The organism is Pseudomonas sp. Z8(2022), from assembly GCF_025837155.1.
Lineage (GTDB): Bacteria > Pseudomonadota > Gammaproteobacteria > Pseudomonadales > Pseudomonadaceae > Aquipseudomonas.
Genome location: NZ_CP107549.1, coordinates 1,914,390 through 1,932,640, shown reverse-complemented (window position 1 = coordinate 1,932,640; position 18,251 = coordinate 1,914,390). Strand labels below are relative to the sequence as shown.

General features: G+C 55.8%; 14 protein-coding genes and 1 pseudogene. 8 read left to right on the top strand and 7 right to left on the bottom strand.

The window, feature by feature from the left end; all coding sequences use genetic code 11:
* The 3 genes and pseudogenes from OEG79_RS09175 to OEG79_RS09165 form a co-directional block, all read right to left on the bottom strand.
* Complete coding sequence (locus tag OEG79_RS09175; RefSeq protein ID WP_264148427.1) at window positions 1-2,076, bottom strand: DEAD/DEAH box helicase family protein; 2,076 nt, start codon at window positions 2,074-2,076, stop codon at window positions 1-3.
* A 1,345-nt stretch (window positions 2,077-3,421) separates the two neighbouring features.
* Window positions 3,422-3,562, bottom strand: a pseudogene (locus tag OEG79_RS09170) (sigma factor-like helix-turn-helix DNA-binding protein); the annotation flags it as partial.
* A 995-nt stretch (window positions 3,563-4,557) separates the two neighbouring features.
* Window positions 4,558-4,923 (bottom strand): hypothetical protein, encoded by a 366-nt coding sequence (locus OEG79_RS09165; protein WP_264148426.1) that lies wholly within the window; start codon window positions 4,921-4,923, stop codon window positions 4,558-4,560.
* Window positions 4,924-5,654: 731 nt separating this feature from the next.
* Here OEG79_RS09165 and OEG79_RS09160 point away from each other — a divergent pair.
* The 7 genes from OEG79_RS09160 (at window position 5,655) to OEG79_RS09130 (ending at window position 10,647) form a co-directional block, all read left to right on the top strand.
* Window positions 5,655-5,924, top strand: a complete 270-nt coding sequence (locus OEG79_RS09160) for a hypothetical protein (RefSeq protein WP_254347821.1) — start codon at window positions 5,655-5,657, stop codon at window positions 5,922-5,924.
* A complete protein-coding gene (locus tag OEG79_RS09155) occupies window positions 5,921-6,268 on the top strand; it encodes a LasR-specific antiactivator QslA (RefSeq protein ID WP_264148425.1) in 348 nt (115 codons plus the stop codon). The genes OEG79_RS09160 and OEG79_RS09155 overlap by 4 nt, the downstream gene beginning before the upstream one ends.
* A gap of 494 nt (window positions 6,269-6,762) precedes the next feature.
* Entirely contained in the window at window positions 6,763-7,269 is a 507-nt protein-coding gene (radC, locus tag OEG79_RS09150; protein WP_264148424.1) for a RadC family protein, read from the top strand.
* Window positions 7,270-7,570: 301 nt separating this feature from the next.
* Entirely contained in the window at window positions 7,571-8,089 is a 519-nt protein-coding gene (locus OEG79_RS09145) for a PAAR domain-containing protein (protein WP_254347826.1), read from the top strand.
* On the top strand, window positions 8,086-8,793 hold the full coding sequence (locus OEG79_RS09140) for a VRR-NUC domain-containing protein (protein WP_264148423.1): 708 nt from the start codon (window positions 8,086-8,088) through the stop codon (window positions 8,791-8,793). Before OEG79_RS09145 ends, OEG79_RS09140 begins: the two co-directional genes overlap by 4 nt.
* Window positions 8,794-8,808: 15 nt before the next feature.
* A complete protein-coding gene (locus OEG79_RS09135) occupies window positions 8,809-9,897 on the top strand; it encodes a DUF3396 domain-containing protein (RefSeq protein WP_264148422.1) in 1,089 nt (362 codons plus the stop codon).
* 27 nt (window positions 9,898-9,924) lie between these two features.
* Window positions 9,925-10,647, top strand: coding sequence for an immunity 52 family protein (locus OEG79_RS09130; RefSeq protein ID WP_264148421.1), 723 nt, complete (start codon window positions 9,925-9,927; stop codon window positions 10,645-10,647).
* 83 nt (window positions 10,648-10,730) lie between these two features.
* Here the strand turns inward: OEG79_RS09130 and OEG79_RS09125 are convergent, their stop codons facing one another.
* From OEG79_RS09125 to OEG79_RS09120, 3 genes are all read right to left on the bottom strand, one after another.
* Window positions 10,731-11,543: an NYN domain-containing protein gene (locus OEG79_RS09125; protein ID WP_264148420.1), complete on the bottom strand. Its 813-nt coding sequence runs from the start codon at window positions 11,541-11,543 to the stop codon at window positions 10,731-10,733.
* A 191-nt stretch (window positions 11,544-11,734) separates the two neighbouring features.
* Window positions 11,735-11,932 (bottom strand): type II toxin-antitoxin system HicA family toxin, encoded by a 198-nt coding sequence (locus OEG79_RS21265; protein WP_125851392.1) that lies wholly within the window; start codon window positions 11,930-11,932, stop codon window positions 11,735-11,737.
* The gene (locus tag OEG79_RS09120; protein WP_264148419.1) at window positions 11,929-12,843 is read right to left on the bottom strand and encodes a viperin family antiviral radical SAM protein; all 915 of its coding nucleotides are present in this window, start codon (window positions 12,841-12,843) and stop codon (window positions 11,929-11,931) included. The genes OEG79_RS21265 and OEG79_RS09120 overlap by 4 nt, the downstream gene beginning before the upstream one ends.
* A 182-nt stretch (window positions 12,844-13,025) precedes the next feature.
* Between OEG79_RS09120 and OEG79_RS09115 the strand changes: the two genes are divergently transcribed.
* Window positions 13,026-15,740 (top strand): ankyrin repeat domain-containing protein, encoded by a 2,715-nt coding sequence (locus OEG79_RS09115; RefSeq protein WP_264148418.1) that lies wholly within the window; start codon window positions 13,026-13,028, stop codon window positions 15,738-15,740.
* Between the two features lie 181 nt (window positions 15,741-15,921).
* Here the strand turns inward: OEG79_RS09115 and OEG79_RS09110 are convergent, their stop codons facing one another.
* The gene (locus tag OEG79_RS09110) at window positions 15,922-18,036 is read right to left on the bottom strand and encodes a hypothetical protein (protein ID WP_264148417.1); all 2,115 of its coding nucleotides are present in this window, start codon (window positions 18,034-18,036) and stop codon (window positions 15,922-15,924) included.
* Window positions 18,037-18,251 lie beyond the last annotated feature (215 nt).

Sequence of the window (18,251 nt, the reverse complement as noted above, 5' to 3'; positions counted from 1 at the left end):
TTAAGCACCTAACAGTTTCAGTTTCTTTCTTATTTCTCGTAAGGTCGAGAGGGTGTGTCCGTAGTTTTCGGAAATCTCGGCAAACTCGGCGATTCGCTCAAGTTCACGCTCAACCATGTTTTTTTCGATATTGAACGTTTCTTCGTCCTCCCCCAGTTTGTCCAGGGGCGGGATAGCGATAAAGTCGTAGATGGCGGCCAAGCCCTTACCGTCGTACTGACGCAGTACCCGTCCACGTCGTTGAATGAACTGACGCGGGTTGGTCGAGGACGCCACGATGTAAGCGGTTTTCGTTTGCGGGATGTCGACCCCCTCATCGAGGCACTTAATGGCAACAATGGCGTCAATGTCGCCGGCCTTAAAGCTGCCCAAAATCTCGGCGCGCTGTTCTTTGCTCTCTTCGGCCGTGAACTTAGCCACGCGCCATTGGCAGTCCCTCCCGGCAATCTGAACAATCCGGTCGATATCCCGTTCGCCGTCGTTGATGGCCTCACTGGAATAGATCAGGGTGTGTTGTCGGTCCTGACTGTCATTCAGCAGTTGTTTCAGCTTGCGTTTTTTGTCCGCACTGCTGCCGGTGAGCTTGGCGCGTTTGATGAGTTCGAGCTTTAGGCTGGTGGAAAAATCGTCTTTGTCCCCCATAGCCATGAGCCGGGCAATTCTTTTGCTCAACCGGATGTATTCGTCCAGCTCCTCCGGATCCAACTCACAGACGATCGGGTAATAGTTGTACTTGCACAGAAAGCCGGCGTCGATGGCGTCCTTGATGTCAAACTCAATTACCGGCTCGCCGAAGTAGTCAAAGATAGCCTTGGTGCCAAAGGGGTCGTTGTGGCGGATGGGCGTGGCCGACAACCCAATTCGGAATCGCGCCTGTTGGGGCAGCTTCTGGGCAATGTTCTCAGCGCCCATGTTATGCACCTCGTCCGACACCAACAGGAAGTTGGTGCGGATGCCATCTAGGAACGACTGGAACTGGCTGTTCTTGAAGGTGTCATTGACCGCAATGGCCACCAGATGGTCACGGTCCCCGGACAACAACTGATTGTAGGCAGACTGCAGCGCACCCAACCACTTGTCTTTGCCCCCGTAGCATTTGATCGCGTCGTAGCCAAAGAACGCCGCTTCGTCCGCCCATTGCTCCCCTAAATGCACGTAGGGGACGGTGATGACGATGACGAGCTTGGCTTGTTGAGTGCGGAAGTAGTCCAACAGCCTAGTGGCCGCGGTCAGGGCGGTGATGGTTTTGCCCGCCCCGGTGGCCATGCAGAACAGCCCTTGCCCATTCTGAGCAAACCAGGCTTTGATGGCTTTTTCCTGGTACCCTCGGATCTTCCCCTCGTCATCTTGAATGGCTTGGGGGACGGCCGGGCGGCCAGATGGCAAGCTGTAGGGGCGAGAGCCCGTTTTGGCATAGGCTTTGATTTTATCCAGCGTCTTTGATGTGGGCGTAAAGGTCAGGAGATTAGGGTCTTTGCCTTGCCAGATGCTCTCAAATTCGTGCTTCTTCTTTTCGCACCGCTGGCGACCTTCCTCGCTGGTCCACGACCGATAGATGTCAATAGTTTCCCAATTGGAAGAGGCTCTGGCGGTCAGATTGTACGAGCCGCTGAAGGCGATATCGTTGCCCGCCTCGTCCGAGAAAATGCCATTTTTCGCATGGTATATCCCACTCAGCTTATTGGTAGGCACCGCCACTTTCAGCTCAACAATGCCATCGCGGATCAGCCAAGCCAGCGCTAGACGGGCGTCCTCTTTGAGCGCCGAGAACACCTGATCCACCTCTTCCTCAAAAATCCGCTTGGCCTGAAACTCCTTATCCGCCACGGCTTTCGAATTCACGATGCAGTCTAGGTCCTTTTCCTGCAACTCGTGGCCGACGATCCATCGAGCCTTACCCCGAGATCGGGCGAACTGCGAGATGCCCTGAGCGGTGTCCGCAATCCAGCCGGAGGTAAAATACCCCACCCCCACGTCGTAGGTGACGGCACTCTTTAGCACCGGGTCGAAGAAGACCGCACTGGGGTCTTCGGAAGAAGTGTTGATCGACAGCGGGAGATCGATTTCTTCAAACATACAGATCGAACTCCTTTATCAACGCATCCAGAACGCCCGTATCAACAGACTTTTCTTCCGTATGGTTACGGTAATCCAGTTGGCATAAGCTGGTTGGCTCGCCGGTAGCATAATAGCGTTCAATCTCCGTATCCGTTCCATCAAAGCGCACATAATCCCGCTCTAAGGTGATGTCCGGATCCTTCCAAACGACCGAGAGAATGGTACCGAGTGCATACTCTATCCCCGTTGATCGAACACGATTAAAGACCGACGACAACGCAACAGATTCTTTGTAGGCAGCCATTCGGATTGCGGTTTGAAGACGGCGGATGTCGGCAGGGTCGTTGAACACTCGGTACGCCACATCCCACCGGCGCTTTTCCGCCGTCAGGTAGACCTCATCACACGCCACCAAGCTGTTTCGGACCGAGCCATTGGTTAGCTCACCCCGGGTGGGACGGAGCAACTCCATGACCTCGGAGATCGAAACCGGTCCGTGGGTTTCGACCAGTTCTGCGATTTCGGTTTCCAGCGGTAAATAATCCCCATAGCTGGGCAGGCCGACCATAAACCCTCGTCCAATTCGGTATCGTCCGTCGTCCTGAAGAATGCCATGCACCAGATAAAAGTTAAAATGAGGTTCTTTCTGTCTGAACTCTGGCCTGATGCGAGAAATGTGTTCGAAAATAATTCTCGAACTCACGTAACGACCTTCACTGAAGATGAACTTGTAAGCTTCGTTTTTGATGTGGTCGATATCGTTAGAATCCAGTTTTAAATGGGCGTACAAGGCAAACGTACCTGGGCCGATAATTAATCCATCCGGCAATCGGTTCAGGGTTGACCCAAGGGCGTGTTCTGTAACCTCTTCCTTGAAAATCGTTTTGTAAAGTCGTGTGGCTTCGCTGGTGTGGAGGGGTTGTCCCGCGGCCGTCAGCACAATTCGGGCGCGCTCCGATGCGGAGATAGTGACGATATCAATGTCACCCTCCGCACTCATGGAAAACTTCTTCTGGTGACGGAAAATAAAGTACTCCAACACCGGGCGATTCACACCGTCGAGCTCTTTAATCAGAGTTTTACTATCCCCGCCGGGGTGACGATAAATAAACGCTTCAATGTCGCCGAATAGTTGGTCTTGACGCGACGTAAAATCCTTACTGATGATGTAATCGCCGTCCCGTGCCATCCACGCATCCCGGCTGGCCGGGACAACGAAGTTTAAGGCCACTTCCAGCTTATGCCTTGAAACGCCGTACAAGCGATGTATAACCTCAACGGATAGCACCCCTTTTGAGGCTTTGACATATTTTTCGAGGTTTTCGGATAGATGAAACAGGCCAATGCGATTACTCTTCACGTATTTCGTTAGCGCCTTAGACTCGATTTGCCGGATTCGCTCTCGGGTAACGCCAAAGCGCCGCCCCAGCTCCTCAAGTGTCTGGCCTTCTCGCTCTAATCTCGCCAGCAAAACTTTTGCCTCTCGGTCTTCCAAGCCCGACAAGTCATTTGCGAAATACTCATCGTGGCGGAAGACCTGACTCTTCTTGCTCAATAAGAATCTGTAAAAATCCGAAAGCAATGCAGCAAGCCTCGGTGCGAGCTTAGCGTCGGTGATTATTTTCTCAGACAGCTCATAGATGTCATAACTGATTGAGGTTAACAGTTGATGTAGCGAGGATTTGCGGTAGACGGGGTCCAGTTTATTTCGCAGCGTTCCTTCCTGCTTCGATAGGCCGGGCGCTTTGTTGATGATGTCCGTAACGGTGATGTTGGCATAGCCTTCACTTTCGAGCAGCAACACGAACTCCGAGCTCAAGTCACTCGACTCATACTGAAGCGGCAGACTCTGTAGCTCCGTTTCTGTGAAAGCCAATTCGTTCACAGATCCGTTTACCAAGGCTTTCAACAGGTCGAGAAATTCGACCACAGATTTCTGACCAAGGCCGGGTAGCTTTTGAAGCTCACTCCTCAGAGTGCAAATACTCTTACCTTCTAAATCCCCCAAGGTCTCTGATCCGAACTCTTTTTTTTCGATAGCTCTAGTGAGCGCATTATGCAATCGCACGCTGCATTGACAAGCTCGGAGAAAAGTGATGAGACTGAAGCTCTTGTAGGAGGCGGGGATAGTTAAAGAAAGAATCTGTTGAGGTGAAGCAGAAGTATGTGAGTTACCAGTTATATTAGCTTTGACATACTCATCGAGTATGCTTATTAGTTCAATAGCGCCTTTTTTCCCGAGGTTAGGAATTAGAAAGAGGCGCTGAATATTGTCACCTTTATTCTGAATGTATTCAGACAAACTCTCAAAAGGCAGCCCACCCTCGGAGGCGGCTTGCAACACGGCATTGTGCAGCCTGGCACTAACCGGCTCACGCTCTAAGATTTCTAGAATTTTGAGGTCAAGATTATCTTTCATTCCGTGTCAACTCTTGTAGTGGTCAACTGATCCCGGGCACCGATTTAAGATTTTCTTCCTCTATTGCCAGCGCAATTCAGTCATTTAAGGCATGCGGTCACTCGGTGTTGTAATATCTCCATTTTATAGCTGCTGATATTGGCGCGCAGCTTGTCGGCGGTGGCCCAAAGGATTTTCTTCATATCCTCGATGCCGCTGGCGGGTTGTACCTTGGCCGCCTTGCCCTTGGTGACGCTGGCAACCGGTTGCGCCCGAAGCACAGGGCAACCCAGACCGCGCCCCTTGTACAGCACACCCTGGTCGATCAGCCCATCGCGCACCGCACAAAAGGCTTCTTCGCGCAGCTGCGGAAATTGCTCTTTGAGGCGCCCCAGCAGCGACTGATTGCCAATGTTCGAACAATCAACCGGCACCAAGGCCGGCAGGGCCTGCTCCAACTCATTCATGCACAACACTCCGCAGCCGCCCGTCACAGTGCAGGCCAGCCCAATTCAAACTGGGGTGGCAATTAAGACGGGGTCAGAGGGTGGCGCGGCGGTATGCGGCGGTTACCGCAGCACATTCGGAGGGCCATCCCTGGTATACCGCAAGCTGCCATTTTGCCATGCCTGTCACCATATCCACTGACGAATCGCGGGTAAAGCCAGACGCGCCCTTGATTCACAGGCCAGCTCTATGGCCGCGCCCGGGCGGTAAGCCTAGGCCTCGCTTAGCCGCACCTGCAGCTCTTGCATGGCTGCCGCTGTTGCGTTGGCTCTTTGTTACGTGTGTGGGACGGTTGGCATGGTGTCACTCCTGCTCCAACTACGCCACAGTAGGTTGCCATCCTGAAACCCTCGGGCTAGAGTGCGCCCGTCGTGGTAAATCCCACGGCCGGGTGTAGCAACCTGATTCGTTCGAGGCGCGGTAGCGCCATAGTTTGAGTAGCCAGCGCTTGATGTGCTTGGTTGCTTAACTTCTATGGCGGACCGTGTGGGGCAGGCTTTTGCCTGGCCGGTTCCCTCGGACGCCGGTTTGCTACCCCCGCACGGTCCGCCTCCATTACCGTGTAGCAACGGCGGTAGGCGGCTCCTTAATCGTCTGAGGAGCATAAGGAAAATGCGCTACCCCCTTTTTACCCGAGAGCTCCGCCTTGGGCTTCAGGTCTTGCTGTCCACCTCTGATCCGGAGGTGCGCCATGGCTGAGTTCGAATCCTGCGTTGTACCTTTCCCGCTGCAGCGAAGCCCGCTGCATGAATCCGAGCGCTCTCCCCTACCCTCTGAAGCTGCCGCTGAACTGCGTGGCGTCATGCTCGGGAATCTGTTGGATCAACTGGCTGAACCTGAGGGCTTGCAGCCGGCAGATCTGCGTGTGCGCATCGCTGCTTACGCTGCGCTGGCTTTGCTCGATGAAATGGTCGTGCTCTATCGCCGCGCCCTCTCTGACGTTCGAGGAGATGCCAGATGAGCAAGGGTGTGATGACCTACCTTCCACCTCACGACGGCCATCCAGGTATGGAGATCACTTGGGCTGCAGATTGCAGAGAGGCATTCGACCAAGGCGTGAAGCTGGCTCAGACCTGGCTCGATAACGCCCGCAGTGGGTGGCTCTGGGCAGTGATGATCGCCGAGCGCGATCTGCTGCCCTGCGCTATTGAAAGGCGAGCTTTTGAGGTGGGTTTCCTGAGTCGTATCCACCAGCGTATGTGGTCGCATCTTCGCTGCGGTGAGCAGGCCGAGATCTATGCCATGGGTGACTGCTTTGGCCACAGAAAGACCCTGACGCTCGCAGAAGCGAGGTGTCAGGGCTGACCTGAGCCATGGCAAAGCCAATGAAGTGGCCTGTTAAAACAGACCAGGAAGGAAGGTTCTGAGCTAACGGAGTGCATGGGGTCAGCATCCTGCCTGTCGCACTTCGTTAGCTCAGCGACCGGAGAATATTTCGGTAGCGGCCATCTGCCAACCCTGCAGGATGGGCCATTGGTCACATAGCGCGAAATTTGTCTCCTGCCTTTCGCACTGCGTGGTGCACGCCATGACTGCATTTCTGCTGTTCGCCCACAACGCCTCTGGACGCCTGCCGCCGGGTCAATAGAGCCTGCGCGCTGCGCTTGCTGGTGGCGCCTGTGAGACCGGTGGAATGGCGGTCTTGCTGTTTCCTCTCACCCTATCACGGCGTTCTCGCCGTCAAGGGCTGCACGCGCTTCGCGCGCTTGCGGCGAGGCCGGCTATCGCCCCCTGACTGCTGCGCTGCGCCGTGCTGGACCGGTTCCGGGCAATTCCGCCCGAGCAACTGGAGCATGATCATGTCGCAGCTTTCTCTTGTTTTTGACACTTCCCTGATGATTCGCGACGAGCAAGGTCGCTATCTGCCTGCCACTGCAGAACAGATCCTGGATGCTGCTCGCAAGGTGATCGATCAGAAGGTTCAGCGAGGCGCAGCCTTCACGTCTTCGGAGCTGGTCAAGGACTATTTGATCGCGAAGCTGGGTGGCTTTGAACACGAGGTTTTCTCAGCACTGTTTCTGGATGCCAAGCATCACCTGATCCAGTACGTCGAGATGTTCCGCGGCACCATCGACAGTGCGTCTGTGTACCCGCGCGAGGTGGTCAAGGAAGCACTGCGCCTGAATGCCGCGGCAGTGATCTTCGCGCACAATCATCCAAGCGGAAATCCAGAGCCGAGCCAGGCGGACAAGGTGCTCACACTGCGTTTGAGAGAGGCCTTGGCGCTGGTCGATGTCCGCTCGTTGGATCACATCATCGTGGCTGGCCAGCGCACCGTATCTTTCGCCGAGCTTGGGTTGCTATGAACCAAGGGGGCTGAGCCCCCTTTTTTACTCTGCCTTATCACTCGTGTGCAGCCTGTGCAGCAGGCTCTTGCTCATGGGAAACCCGCCCCTCAAAGACATAATTTCTTACACTCACTGAAAGCCCTTTCAATACGCGGGCTAGGCGCTATTTGCGCAAAGATTTGCACAACACATTCTTGCTAATGTCACGCGCGAAATCTGGCTAGTGTGAATCGCGTTTAGGCTTCTTAAAAGGGGCTAGTCCACCGCCCTCTGGCCATTCTCTTCGAAGCGACATCGCGCTCATGCAAGGATCTGCAAAATGAGTGGAAAACCAGCAGCACGAGTTACCGACCCGACTGCCTGCCCCATTCCTGGACACGGCACTAATCCAATCGTTTCTGGCTCTCCAGATGTTCTGTTCGATGGTTTACCAGCTGCCAGGCAGACTGACGTTTCAGCCTGTGGAAGCCCAATCGCTTCAGCGGTGGCCTCCACCGTGTTCATCAACGGCTTTCCAGCGGCCACACTGGGGAGTGTCGGTGCGCACGGCAATGTGATCGTCGGTGGCTCAGGAACTGTGCTGATCGGCGATGCCTCGGTCGTGGCAGCCTTCACGCCTCCTGTTCCCCTAAGCAACTCCGCCTCCCCCTTCTCCGGGCGCTTCCAGCTGATCGACCAGGAGACCGGTAAACCTGTAGCCGGTCGTAGGGTGAAAGTCTGGTCGAGCGGCGGGTGGAGTGCCATCGACACGACAGATGCAGAAGGCATGACCTCCTGGGTCAATCACGACGCCTCTGAAACCCTGCATATCGATCTGATTCAGGGGGATGGGCAATGAGCGATCAGCCAAGCCTCTCTCAAGGTGGTATGAGCCCGACTGGCAAGGTCAATCCAGTAGGTGTGCTGGAGCCTAAGCTCGATCCGCAGGACAAGAAGGTTTTGTGCTCAGCGATCTGCTACTGCAGCAGCACGCCTAACATCAGCCAGGATGGCAAGAACCTCAAACAGTCCTGTGTTGCCCAACGACTCGGCGAGTTGAATGAGGTGCTTCAAGGGCATAGTCCTTATCGGCCCGAAGTAAGCTACGACATGACCAAGAGCCCGCCGCAGCCCATTCTCGACAGCCAGACGGGCAGCAGCGCTCACGGCTGGATACCGGGGTGGATCAGCAAGTACTGGAATGATGACCCGGAGCATCCGCCCTTCAAACCGGGCAAGGGGATGATTCGCCGACCTGACGTGGTGATCGTCAAGGATCCCAACAAGCCGCCGACGCAGGACAATATCAAGCAGGTGGTGGAGATGAAGTTCCCACCGGATCAGAAGAATCGCGAGCAAACTGAAGCATACGCAGCTATCGCTGGGGATGAGCGAAAAGTGGTGGAAATGAAATCAACCGAGTGCGACTGCAGCCAGGAAAATCAGCAGTCCGAGGTACCTGTCGAACAGCTGGGCTGGGCCGCTGCGGCGGCAAGCGCTCTGATGTATATCCTGACCCGTGGCCGCTCGCCACGCCCGCCGCTTCCAGCACCTGCTTACTGATTTCGAGGAACACCCATGGCACAACCATTCGACCTGGCCGAGGAACTGGCCAAGCAGCCTCACCTACTGGAAATGCCCGGTAACCTGCTGATGAAAGGCGGCCCACAGGACTACATTGGGGCAGTACTTTGCGTGCGCGGCACGCTCTACTTCAGAGAGGCACACACGCCCTTGGTACGTGAAGCGCTTTGCCAATGCTTCGACGAGTTCAAGAAGGTGGCAGAACCGCATCTGACTTGGTTGTGGCGGGAAGAGCCCCCCAAGGGTAAGCCGCTTATCGCCTACAAGGACGCAAAGCCGCTGCGGGAAATGATGCAGGAGATGGATGAGGATGATCACCTCAGCTTCTCCTACACCAATGGAAAAAACGCCCATGATGCCGGCGCTTGGCTCTTCGATATCTACGGCAAGCGTGGGTGGCAAGCCAAGATGGGGGACGGCCTAAGCGTTCTGGAGTTCTCGGCTCCACTGCTTTACCAGGAACAGAACCCCCTGTTTTTTCAGCAACTATTCCTGAGCTTCGCCCGTCGGCTGGATCCCGAGCAGGGTTACGCCGGCCTGGCCTTCAACCTGTCACCGACTCGGCGCGATGACAACGAACCCACCGAAGCCTTTATGGCTCAACGCATGCCCGGCCTGGATGTAGGTACCGCAGCGCTGCTCGCTAATCGCCCGGCGTTCAAGCATCCCAAGATCAAGACGGTCAGTTGGCTGACCTTGCTCGACCAGGTGCGTTTGGATCAGGTGGGCGGCCAGGACGTGCTGCGCGGTCAACTGCCGTCGAGTCACTTCGCTTTCTATGAGTGCGGCAACGGCGTAGTCATTCAAGCAGGCGCTCACTCCTACCTTGGCGGAGATGCTGACGACCCGAGGCCTGCTCCCTATGTGCTGCTGAACCATGCACTCAAGGGAATCCGCTACGAAACCATAGGCTCCTTGCATGGTGGCTCGCATGACGGGGAGTTACGGTTGGTAGGCTGGTCGGCTGATCAGTGGCTCAAGCGCCTTGACGTGGATGATGGCGACCTAGCCAGCTGGCACGACAAACTGCTCAATGGTGAGCCCTATCTGGATGCAACCAATACCCTGCCAGAGCGCTTGTAGAACGATCTGATTGCTTGAAGAGTGGGCATGACAAATTCTTTCCGGTCCTTTGTATTCAAGATGCGCTTCAAGAAGCACGCGATCGCCGCGGTGCCCCATGAAGAGCAGTTGGAGCGGATACGCCGCTATCTGGGTGCTTTGGGCCAATTACATCCGCTTCTTGGCAAATGGTATTTGCAAGGCGCCTCAGTTCAGGACGCGTTGAGCAACGAGGTGCTGAGCAAACCTCTAACCTTGGCCAACGCAGCAGCCACTAGCTTTGACGCCGAGTATCCAACATGGCTGTCAGTATCCGTCTGGAACGGACAGGAAGATCCGCAGCAAGGAGGCCTGGCCTTCAGTTACGACGCACATGACATGGAGTCCATATCCAGCATGGATTTCGAAGATGCCGGCGCTCTGGTTTCAGCCCTTGAAAACCCACGTCCGGTGTTAGTGGAAATGCTTCGCCTAGCGGTATCCATCTGGCCGGAAATCGATTGGGGTGTAATCGCTCCCGGAAGGTACTACCTGGATGGCCAAACCTTCTCCGACCGTCAAACCACCGGCTGGATCGGTTTCTGCCCACACCCGCTAAATCCTAGCGATTTTCCGGATGCAGATGAGCTGATCGACATACCGGAGCGCGGCACAATTCTAGTGAGCAGTGCTCAGGCTATGGATGAACGAAATCGAGAGCACTTCCGCATCGTCGGCACGCTGGACACTAAGCTCGTCGAGCTGGGCTATCTACCCTTGTTTAACAACTGACGTCGCCCAACATCCTGAGCTACGCGCGCTGAGCTTGGGTTGCTATGAACCAAGGGGGCTGAGCCCCCTTTTTGCTGCGCCTTTCAGGCGTGCGCAGCATGTTCAGCCGGTTCCTCTTCTTTCGCTGCCAGCCCCACCGTCCAGTGCCCGCCGTTCTCTTGGATCAGATGCAGCAGGTCGTAGGTTCTGATCATGTCGAGCAAACCAGAGTGGCCATACGCGTTTGGCGAAAATGCCGGATCGGTACGTTTGAGATACTGCCCAAGGGCGCTCAGGGTGACCTTGCCTTCACTGGTTCCGCCTGCAAGTAGAGATACGGCATCCACCACGAACCTTGGTCGCCGTTTGACGACTGGCTTGCTGGGTTCAGGCTTAGTGGTTTCCTGCTTGCAACTCGACTCAGCCTTGGCCACAGGCTTCTCGGCATGCTCCGCAACAGGCTCTTGAAAATGTTCCTCGCGGCGCCACTCGAAGAACTGGTCGCTGGCGTTGCGCAGTGCATCAGGAGTCTTGGGTTCACCGACGATGCAGACCGTAGCGCCACGTTCTCTGAGCTTGCGGCACAGGTAGGCGAAATCGGAGTCGCTGGTTACCAGGCAGAATGTATCCGCACGGTGATCGAAGAGCGCTTCCATTGCATCAAGAGCCAAGGCGATGTCGGACGTGTTCTTACCGGCCGCATACTGGTACTGCAGGCATGGCGTGAAGGCCAGTCGAACCAAGGCCTCCTGCCACTTGTTGGCCAAGGTCCCATGATTGCCATACCCCCGTCTAAGGACGACGCGGCCGAACTGGGCGACCACACGCAAGGCGTGCTCCAGAATCTCGGGCGATACGTTGTCGCAATCCACCAAAACAGCTACACGCGTTTCTCCAGCCGGCGTGAAAACTCCCATCCCTGCTCCTTTTGATTGATCCCAGTTGAACCAATAGCCTCACGACTGCTGCCAGCACGACAATTACAGACCGGTTTATCTGCCTCGGGTCTAGTTCACTTGGCGGACGTGCGCGTCTTCAGTTCCAAAATAGAAATACCGCGATGAACAAGCGATCAGATTGTGAACCAGCAGACCGCCGGCCTCCAGCATCAACCAGTAGCTTTGCGTAAGTCGCGGCGGAAATTTTCCAAACTCCGGAAGTCGCTAGGTGACTTGGCTACGGTCACTGTCGGTCGGCCACCTGGATGAGTAAGCCGTCCATGCTTACCTCCACGATGGAAGCGCCATCCTTGACGAACCAATTGACGGATGAGCGCATCGATTTCTTTGTTCGAACAGTACTTCATGCGCTCTCCCCTGCCTGCAGGGCGTAGCGTGCGAGGAAACGCTCAATGTCGAAGGCCATTTGAGAAAGGGCTGCATCCGCACCTACCTCCAGGATCGGCCTACTGTAGGTGTAACCGTTCCCCACAAGCAGCGGGCTGTTCTGGAAGAAGCGCCCATGTGGATCAACCATCAGATAGGATTCGGCCATGTCCTGGTTGTCTTCCGGACATAAGATATTTGCGAAGGCACGATGACGTAGGACAAAGGCGGCAAACTGCTCTTCACTGATGGACAATTGCTGGTTGACCACGGGCAGCATGCGCAGGACTTTCCACTTCTGCGGAGCAAAACGGCCCAAAAGACCGCTCATGTCTTCAGCATGGTTGGCCTGGTTGACCACAGTATTGAGCTTGAGCCTCAAACCAGGGTTGAACTGACGAACACTGTCGAGGGCGCTGGCCAGATCGCTCAGGTTGAGAAGCTTGCCACGACGGTCGACTCGGCCGATTGCACGGTTGGTCTCAGAGCTACTCGAATCGATGCTGATCCCGAGCCAGATTAACTGGGGCACCAAACGATCCAGTAGCTCCCGGGTCAGACTTGCCCCATTGCTGATCATGGAGACTTCAAAGCCAAGCGCCCGGGCCTGACTAACAATGGCCGGGAGCTTCCTGGCATGTAGCAAAGGCTCTCCGCCAGCCAGATTCAGACGGACGGAGTTCCAGGACATTTGCCTAGCCAGCGGGTTGGCGTGGTTAGTCGGGTGGAAGAATCGATACAGTTCTCTTAACAGCGCTGATGTTTGCTCTGTATCGTGGATCAACTCTCGTGGGCACGCAGATTCTTGCCAGGCTGCATAGCAGTACTGGCAACGGTAATTGCAAGCCTCGGTGAGATGCCAGTTCAGGACAAGCTGGGTGGGGGATTGCATGAAGCGGACTCCGTCTGTTGGGGTCCGCGCAGGATCTCAGTGCACCTGATTACCCGGTATGCAGAACGGCGTACCCCCTCCTCATGGTTCCTGAGCAGGGGGGAGTACGCGATTCTTCAGTGTTAAGGTTGCAGCGCTTTGCAAGGATTAACGCACCTTCAACAACACCAAGGACAGGCGCCATGAGCACCCTACCGCTAGCCGAAGCTATCCTACTGGAAATTCATCAGAGCCTCGGCTGCCCAGGCTATCAGACCACCAAAAAACGCAAGTTTGCGACCGGACAAGACAGCCTTGCATCCCACAAGGCCATGGGCGAAGAAGTCCTGCATGCAATCTTCGATGCTCTAGATATGGATCCTCGGGCTCGCCTCGATGCCCTCGACAACCTTACCGAGTTTGGGAACGCCTACAAACACCTGGAACTCAATACCTGGACCTTTGCCACCGATGAGCGCCAGATTCTGTGGATGCTGCTCGGTTATTTCTATATGCCTGGGCTGGCTCGCCGCGCTGCTTTTTGGAATCTGAGCAAACCATTAGATACGGGCATGCCTGGCGGGCGCTTCTGGTATCTACCCGAGCCCCGCGATGTGGGAGGAAAACAGAGCCTCTATCTACCCGTAGCTCAGGTAGTGGATTGGCTACTGGACTTACTGGGTATGCCTTTAGAGGAGCTTGCCGATCAGCGCAGTGAGAGCACAAGAGGCGGACATGATGGCCTACGGCGCTCCCTGTACAACTGGCGAAAGGATACCAACATCCGCCCCGACACCTTCCGCAAGTACTTCTCGGACAAAGCGGTCTTGGACTTCAAGGGAGCGTTCACCCTCGACAACAGTCGCTCGCCTGCTGAGCAGTTCACCGACGCGCTGGCATTCGTAATGCGCAAACAACTGACAGCAGAGCAACTCCGCCTAGAAATTCCGATGACCCAACCGGGCCGCCTTGAGGCCATTCTGGACGGTGTTGCTGATGAAGATGAGCAGGCTGCTTTCATCGAATGCCTAGCTGATCGTTATGCTATCCCATCACTACACACAATCCGCCAACGCCTGCTCTTTGCCCGCATGGTGCAGGATGGTTATGAGCGTTTGCTCAAATTCCTGTGCCCAGGCGTTGACTCGCAATGCACTGACCCTAAGCAGAACAAACTGCTGCAGTTACTCGCTAGCTACAAGTTTGTCTACAACATGACCATCGGCGCTTGGCGCAACTGCGGCGATAAGGGTGAGGCGGCAGAGAATGCTTGGTTCGAGGAGCACCTACCCGCCACAGATAGACATGGGCTATTCCTTTCCATCCTGCCGTCACGTCGAGAAACTGCCAATATGGAACTGGCGCACCTGCTTACGCGCTACTTCTCCGAAGTGCAGGCAGGCGCAGAGCTTGAGGATCACTTGGGGCTCGATGCGGAATCCGCACGGCCAATCATCATGCGCAACGCCGAACGTACCGCTGCCATTGCAGACGAGCTGCATGCAGAGTTGCATTTGGTAGCACGCATGAAGAATTCTTCCTCTTGGCGAGCCTTGCAAAGTGAGCATCGCTACTGGGTAGTCAGCCAAGTGGCCAATCACTCCGAACTCAGTACCCGCGCTAAAACGGCCACCATTCAGCGCCTGCGCGAACTGGCCATCACTCCGGAACAGACTGTCCAGGCAATTCTGTTCGAGCTCAATGCTTACCTGAACGGCGACCATCAACAACGCCCGAAAGACAGCAGCAAGCGGGTCCAAGCACTACTCGAAGAGGCCGAGGCGAGCGATGGTTACGTTCTGTGGAAGGCCGCAATCTTGCAATATAAGGCCAAGCATCTGTTGGCCTGCAATGACTTTGATGGCGCTGGCAAGCTCTTTCGGGAGGCCTTAGACGCTGGACTGGAGCGCAACTGTGGGCCACTGCGTGGTGAAGTGGCACGGGATTGTCTTGCCGTAGCAGTAGCTAATCAAAGGCTCGTACCGGAGAACCACGAAAAATATTATCGAGAGATGTTGGCCGGTGGGATGGTCGAGAGTAGTGAGATTCCCAGCATCGAAGATACGGCACGCTGGGCCGGCGATTACTTCTGGAATACGCTGTACAAACCCTACCCGGGTATTGAGCGTTTGGAGCCTCTGGCTCGTGGACAAGTGGACGAGTCCATCAGGCTTCTGATGACCGGTAACCAACCAGAACTGCTTGTCTGGATACAGCGCAATCGCAGCAAACTCAACGCGCCACTTCCGTCGGTGACCGGTGATTCACTGTTAATGCATTGGATAAAAGGGCACAGCAACTTTCTGCGCAGACTTCCCCAACTTCGACATATGACACCAAACGAATTGCAAGGCGAATGGAGCCGTTTTCAGATCATGCTTAAACACTGGCATCAAGCCATTGGTATGTTGGCTCTGAAGGCACCGAAACAGCTGAATATTGCAGATTTCAAGAAGCAAACCCCGCTCATGCTGATGGCGGAAGTTGGGGATACTGAAATGGTCACGTTAATGCTGGAGGCTGGTGCCGACCCTGATATGCAGGATGTGCAGGGCATGACCGCCCTGCACTCTGCGATCAAATCCGGCGTGAACAGCTGCGTCGACGCCCTACTCGATCATCCATGCGCGCTGGATAAGACCACTTTTGACGGCCAGTCTCCGCTTCATACTTCAGCCTGGACCGCAAATCTGTATGCGACGGAACGCCTTTTACAACTAGCCCCTGAGCTTGCGTGGAAGCGAAACCTGCGCGGCATGACTCCGTTGGAGCAGGTTGAGGTCTTGATCGAACATCCAGAGGCGTTGTCCTCTTTGGCTCATAAACTCGCTCAAGCCGGTAACCGTTGTGCCAGCAGACATGATTTGCTGCGCACTGCCCAGGTTTTGGAGCAAGCGATACCGATGACCTCAAGCTAACGGGTATCAGAGATTGGGCGTATTCTGCGCCCAATCAATTTCCCCTTAAAAGGAACGTGAACGGGGAGCCCTCAGAGGGCTGATTCCGCCCCAATCAGAAGATAACCAGGTCCCGCAGCCTCCTAGGGCGGTTGGAAGTCGGGGCGGAGGATACTGGCAGCGCGGCCCACTGCCACGACCCTCACTCCGATTGGCGGCGAACCTCAATGTCGACGATGTGACGAGGCGTTCGCCCAAGCCGAGGATCGCCGTTGGCAACGGCGACGATTCCCTCCTGTTCGTCACCAGCCCACAGGCCAACTAGGTAGTTCAGGAAGAAATCGGCATAGGAGCAACTGGCGTCCCTCACCGTAGCCGCCAAGACCGATGTTTTGCTCGTATGCAACTGGGTCAAGTTCCTGACGAGCCGGGCCGGGGCAACCCAGAGCGTCGGTCGCGCCGAGACCGGTGTCATGAACAGATAGTAGGCGTGCTCTGACTGGTTGAGCATATCCTCGCACTGCTGCAGGTTAATACCGATAGTCGAACTGAAGCCCCTCCCCGAACCAGTGCCACTGCGCTTTTTCACCTGCACAAGGGTGGCTCGCTGGATAACTGTCCTGCCTGCGTCCACGACACGGGTCAAGAACAGCACGTCTGCCCCCAGCGGGGACCCAACTGACGTGTTAGTCCCTTCCTCCCGCTTGCTGGGCTGGCGTACATTCACCGACAGGCCCGGATAGGTCGATCGCGTAATGGCTGAGAGCTGGCGCAGTTGGTGGCTTGCGTTGCCAACTGCCTCCTGCGTCAGGGCCAGGAGGCGAGCTGTGTGGACCTCCTCGTCCTCTCCCCAAGTATCCGAATACTCGCGGCAAAACTTTTCCTCGATCTGGCTGAGCGCGCTATGGATGACGCGCTCTACGGACGGGTCGCCCAACCAGGTCTGGGTGCCGATGTTTGGCAACGCAGTGGTATCCTCGCCCAGGCCTATCGGCCCCTCTAGGTCCAGCGCCCCCCGCCTAGAGCGCACTAGCCCTTTTGCCCTCAGTTGCAGTTGCCTTGGACCAGCGTTGGCGAGCTGGTTCGCAAAAGCCAGGTGATCCTCGTCATCCATCAATCGCAGAAGCACCGGCTCGACTTCGGCAAACGCCGTCTGCTCGAGCCAACGGCAGGCGAAATCGAGGAGGCCTTGGGCCAGCTCTGGCTCCTCGCCCACCTGATCGAAAAGATCCTGCCGCCAGGCTTCGCGAGCGGAAGGACCTAGTTGGTTCCACAGCGCCTCTCGGCACCACGCATCCGATGGCAATTCTCTGAGGCTTGCAGCAACGTTTTGCTGGCTGGATCGCGCTGGGTTTTCGAACCCGTGCCAGGCAGAGGCAAGCGCGAGGTCCGACGGCATAGTGTCAACCAGCAATGCAGCAAGCGCAGAGCAGGCTTTGGCAACGCATTCCCTGAGTTGGTCTTTCTTCTCTGCCTGCGGATGGTTTTGCCAACGCAGAAACAGGCTGCGTACATCGTCCGCCACAATCTTGCGGCAATGTTGGATCAGCCGAGGGAAGACCTTCGGATCAGCTCGATCAAGAACCTGCTCGCAGGCCCAACGGGACGCCTTCACCGTAGGCGAATTGGCAAACAACGAGTAAACGAGATCAGTTACGTTGTAGCTTGAATAGCCTGGGGTGCCGCCGATGTGGGTCTCCAAATAGTCGTACACAGTCTGCCAATGCTGCGCAACCAACTGTTCGAAGGCCCGGTTACTCTGGTTGTGACGTGGGGTCACCAGTTGAAGGCAATGGATGCAATCGCCCTTTGACGTACTGGTCACAAGCGCCGCCATCATTTCCCGATCGTCCAAAAAACGATGCCGATTATGTGAATCGAGCAACCAACTTACCCATATTGCACGGGGAGCGATCTCCGCCAAGACGGCCTCACGCAAGGCCGGCGAGTCACCTTGGAGAACGTCCATACTGAAAACCTGCTCAGCAGACAGGTAAGCATCCTGGTCGAGAATAGACGATGAGTCCTTGACCCAGGTGCATCCGTGCCCAAGGAGTTTCAGGGTTAGTGCAATCGCCCCCTCTCGTGCTACCTCCTCTAGTTCAGACACAAAGCGCTCACGATAGGCTGGCGAGACCCACAGTCCATCAGTCCAATCGCAGGTGCGCTCGGCGGACAGGTGGGCGTAGTTCAGCCGAAGGATCCCATCATGAACGTCAAAGTAGCGTCCCAAATGTTCGACCAGCGGCGGAGCCCAATCGACCAGCAGGATACTTGCAACTGCCAGTTCATTGTCGAAGCTAATATTCACGCTCAAGGCGTTCTCCCTATCACAACGGCTGACGCCGCCTGTTCGATACCGTTATCCAGCCGCCCACAAGTTGCAGTGAACTGACGCGATGTAAATCTCGAGAAGTTTAACGTCCCAACTGCAGCCGCTTGAACAATTCATCAACTCTTAGTCAGCACTCCAGAAAGTCGACAATACGTTTAGCACCGGCGCTTTTTCAGATAGGTTTCCTCCGCAGGTGG

Coding starts and splice junctions, on each gene's coding strand:
- OEG79_RS09145 (WP_254347826.1), top strand. CDS start 7,571: ATGAGTGGAAAACCAGCAGCACGAGTTACCGACCCGACTGCCTGCCCC.
- OEG79_RS09160 (WP_254347821.1), top strand. CDS start 5,655: ATGGCTGAGTTCGAATCCTGCGTTGTACCTTTCCCGCTGCAGCGAAGC.
- OEG79_RS09140 (WP_264148423.1), top strand. CDS start 8,086: ATGAGCGATCAGCCAAGCCTCTCTCAAGGTGGTATGAGCCCGACTGGC.
- OEG79_RS09135 (WP_264148422.1), top strand. CDS start 8,809: ATGGCACAACCATTCGACCTGGCCGAGGAACTGGCCAAGCAGCCTCAC.
- OEG79_RS09175 (WP_264148427.1), bottom strand. CDS start 2,076: ATGTTTGAAGAAATCGATCTCCCGCTGTCGATCAACACTTCTTCCGAA.
- OEG79_RS09120 (WP_264148419.1), bottom strand. CDS start 12,843: ATGCAATCCCCCACCCAGCTTGTCCTGAACTGGCATCTCACCGAGGCT.
- OEG79_RS21265 (WP_125851392.1), bottom strand. CDS start 11,932: ATGAAGTACTGTTCGAACAAAGAAATCGATGCGCTCATCCGTCAATTG.
- OEG79_RS09155 (WP_264148425.1), top strand. CDS start 5,921: ATGAGCAAGGGTGTGATGACCTACCTTCCACCTCACGACGGCCATCCA.
- OEG79_RS09130 (WP_264148421.1), top strand. CDS start 9,925: ATGACAAATTCTTTCCGGTCCTTTGTATTCAAGATGCGCTTCAAGAAG.
- radC (WP_264148424.1), top strand. CDS start 6,763: ATGTCGCAGCTTTCTCTTGTTTTTGACACTTCCCTGATGATTCGCGAC.
- OEG79_RS09165 (WP_264148426.1), bottom strand. CDS start 4,923: ATGAATGAGTTGGAGCAGGCCCTGCCGGCCTTGGTGCCGGTTGATTGT.
- OEG79_RS09125 (WP_264148420.1), bottom strand. CDS start 11,543: ATGGGAGTTTTCACGCCGGCTGGAGAAACGCGTGTAGCTGTTTTGGTG.
- OEG79_RS09115 (WP_264148418.1), top strand. CDS start 13,026: ATGAGCACCCTACCGCTAGCCGAAGCTATCCTACTGGAAATTCATCAG.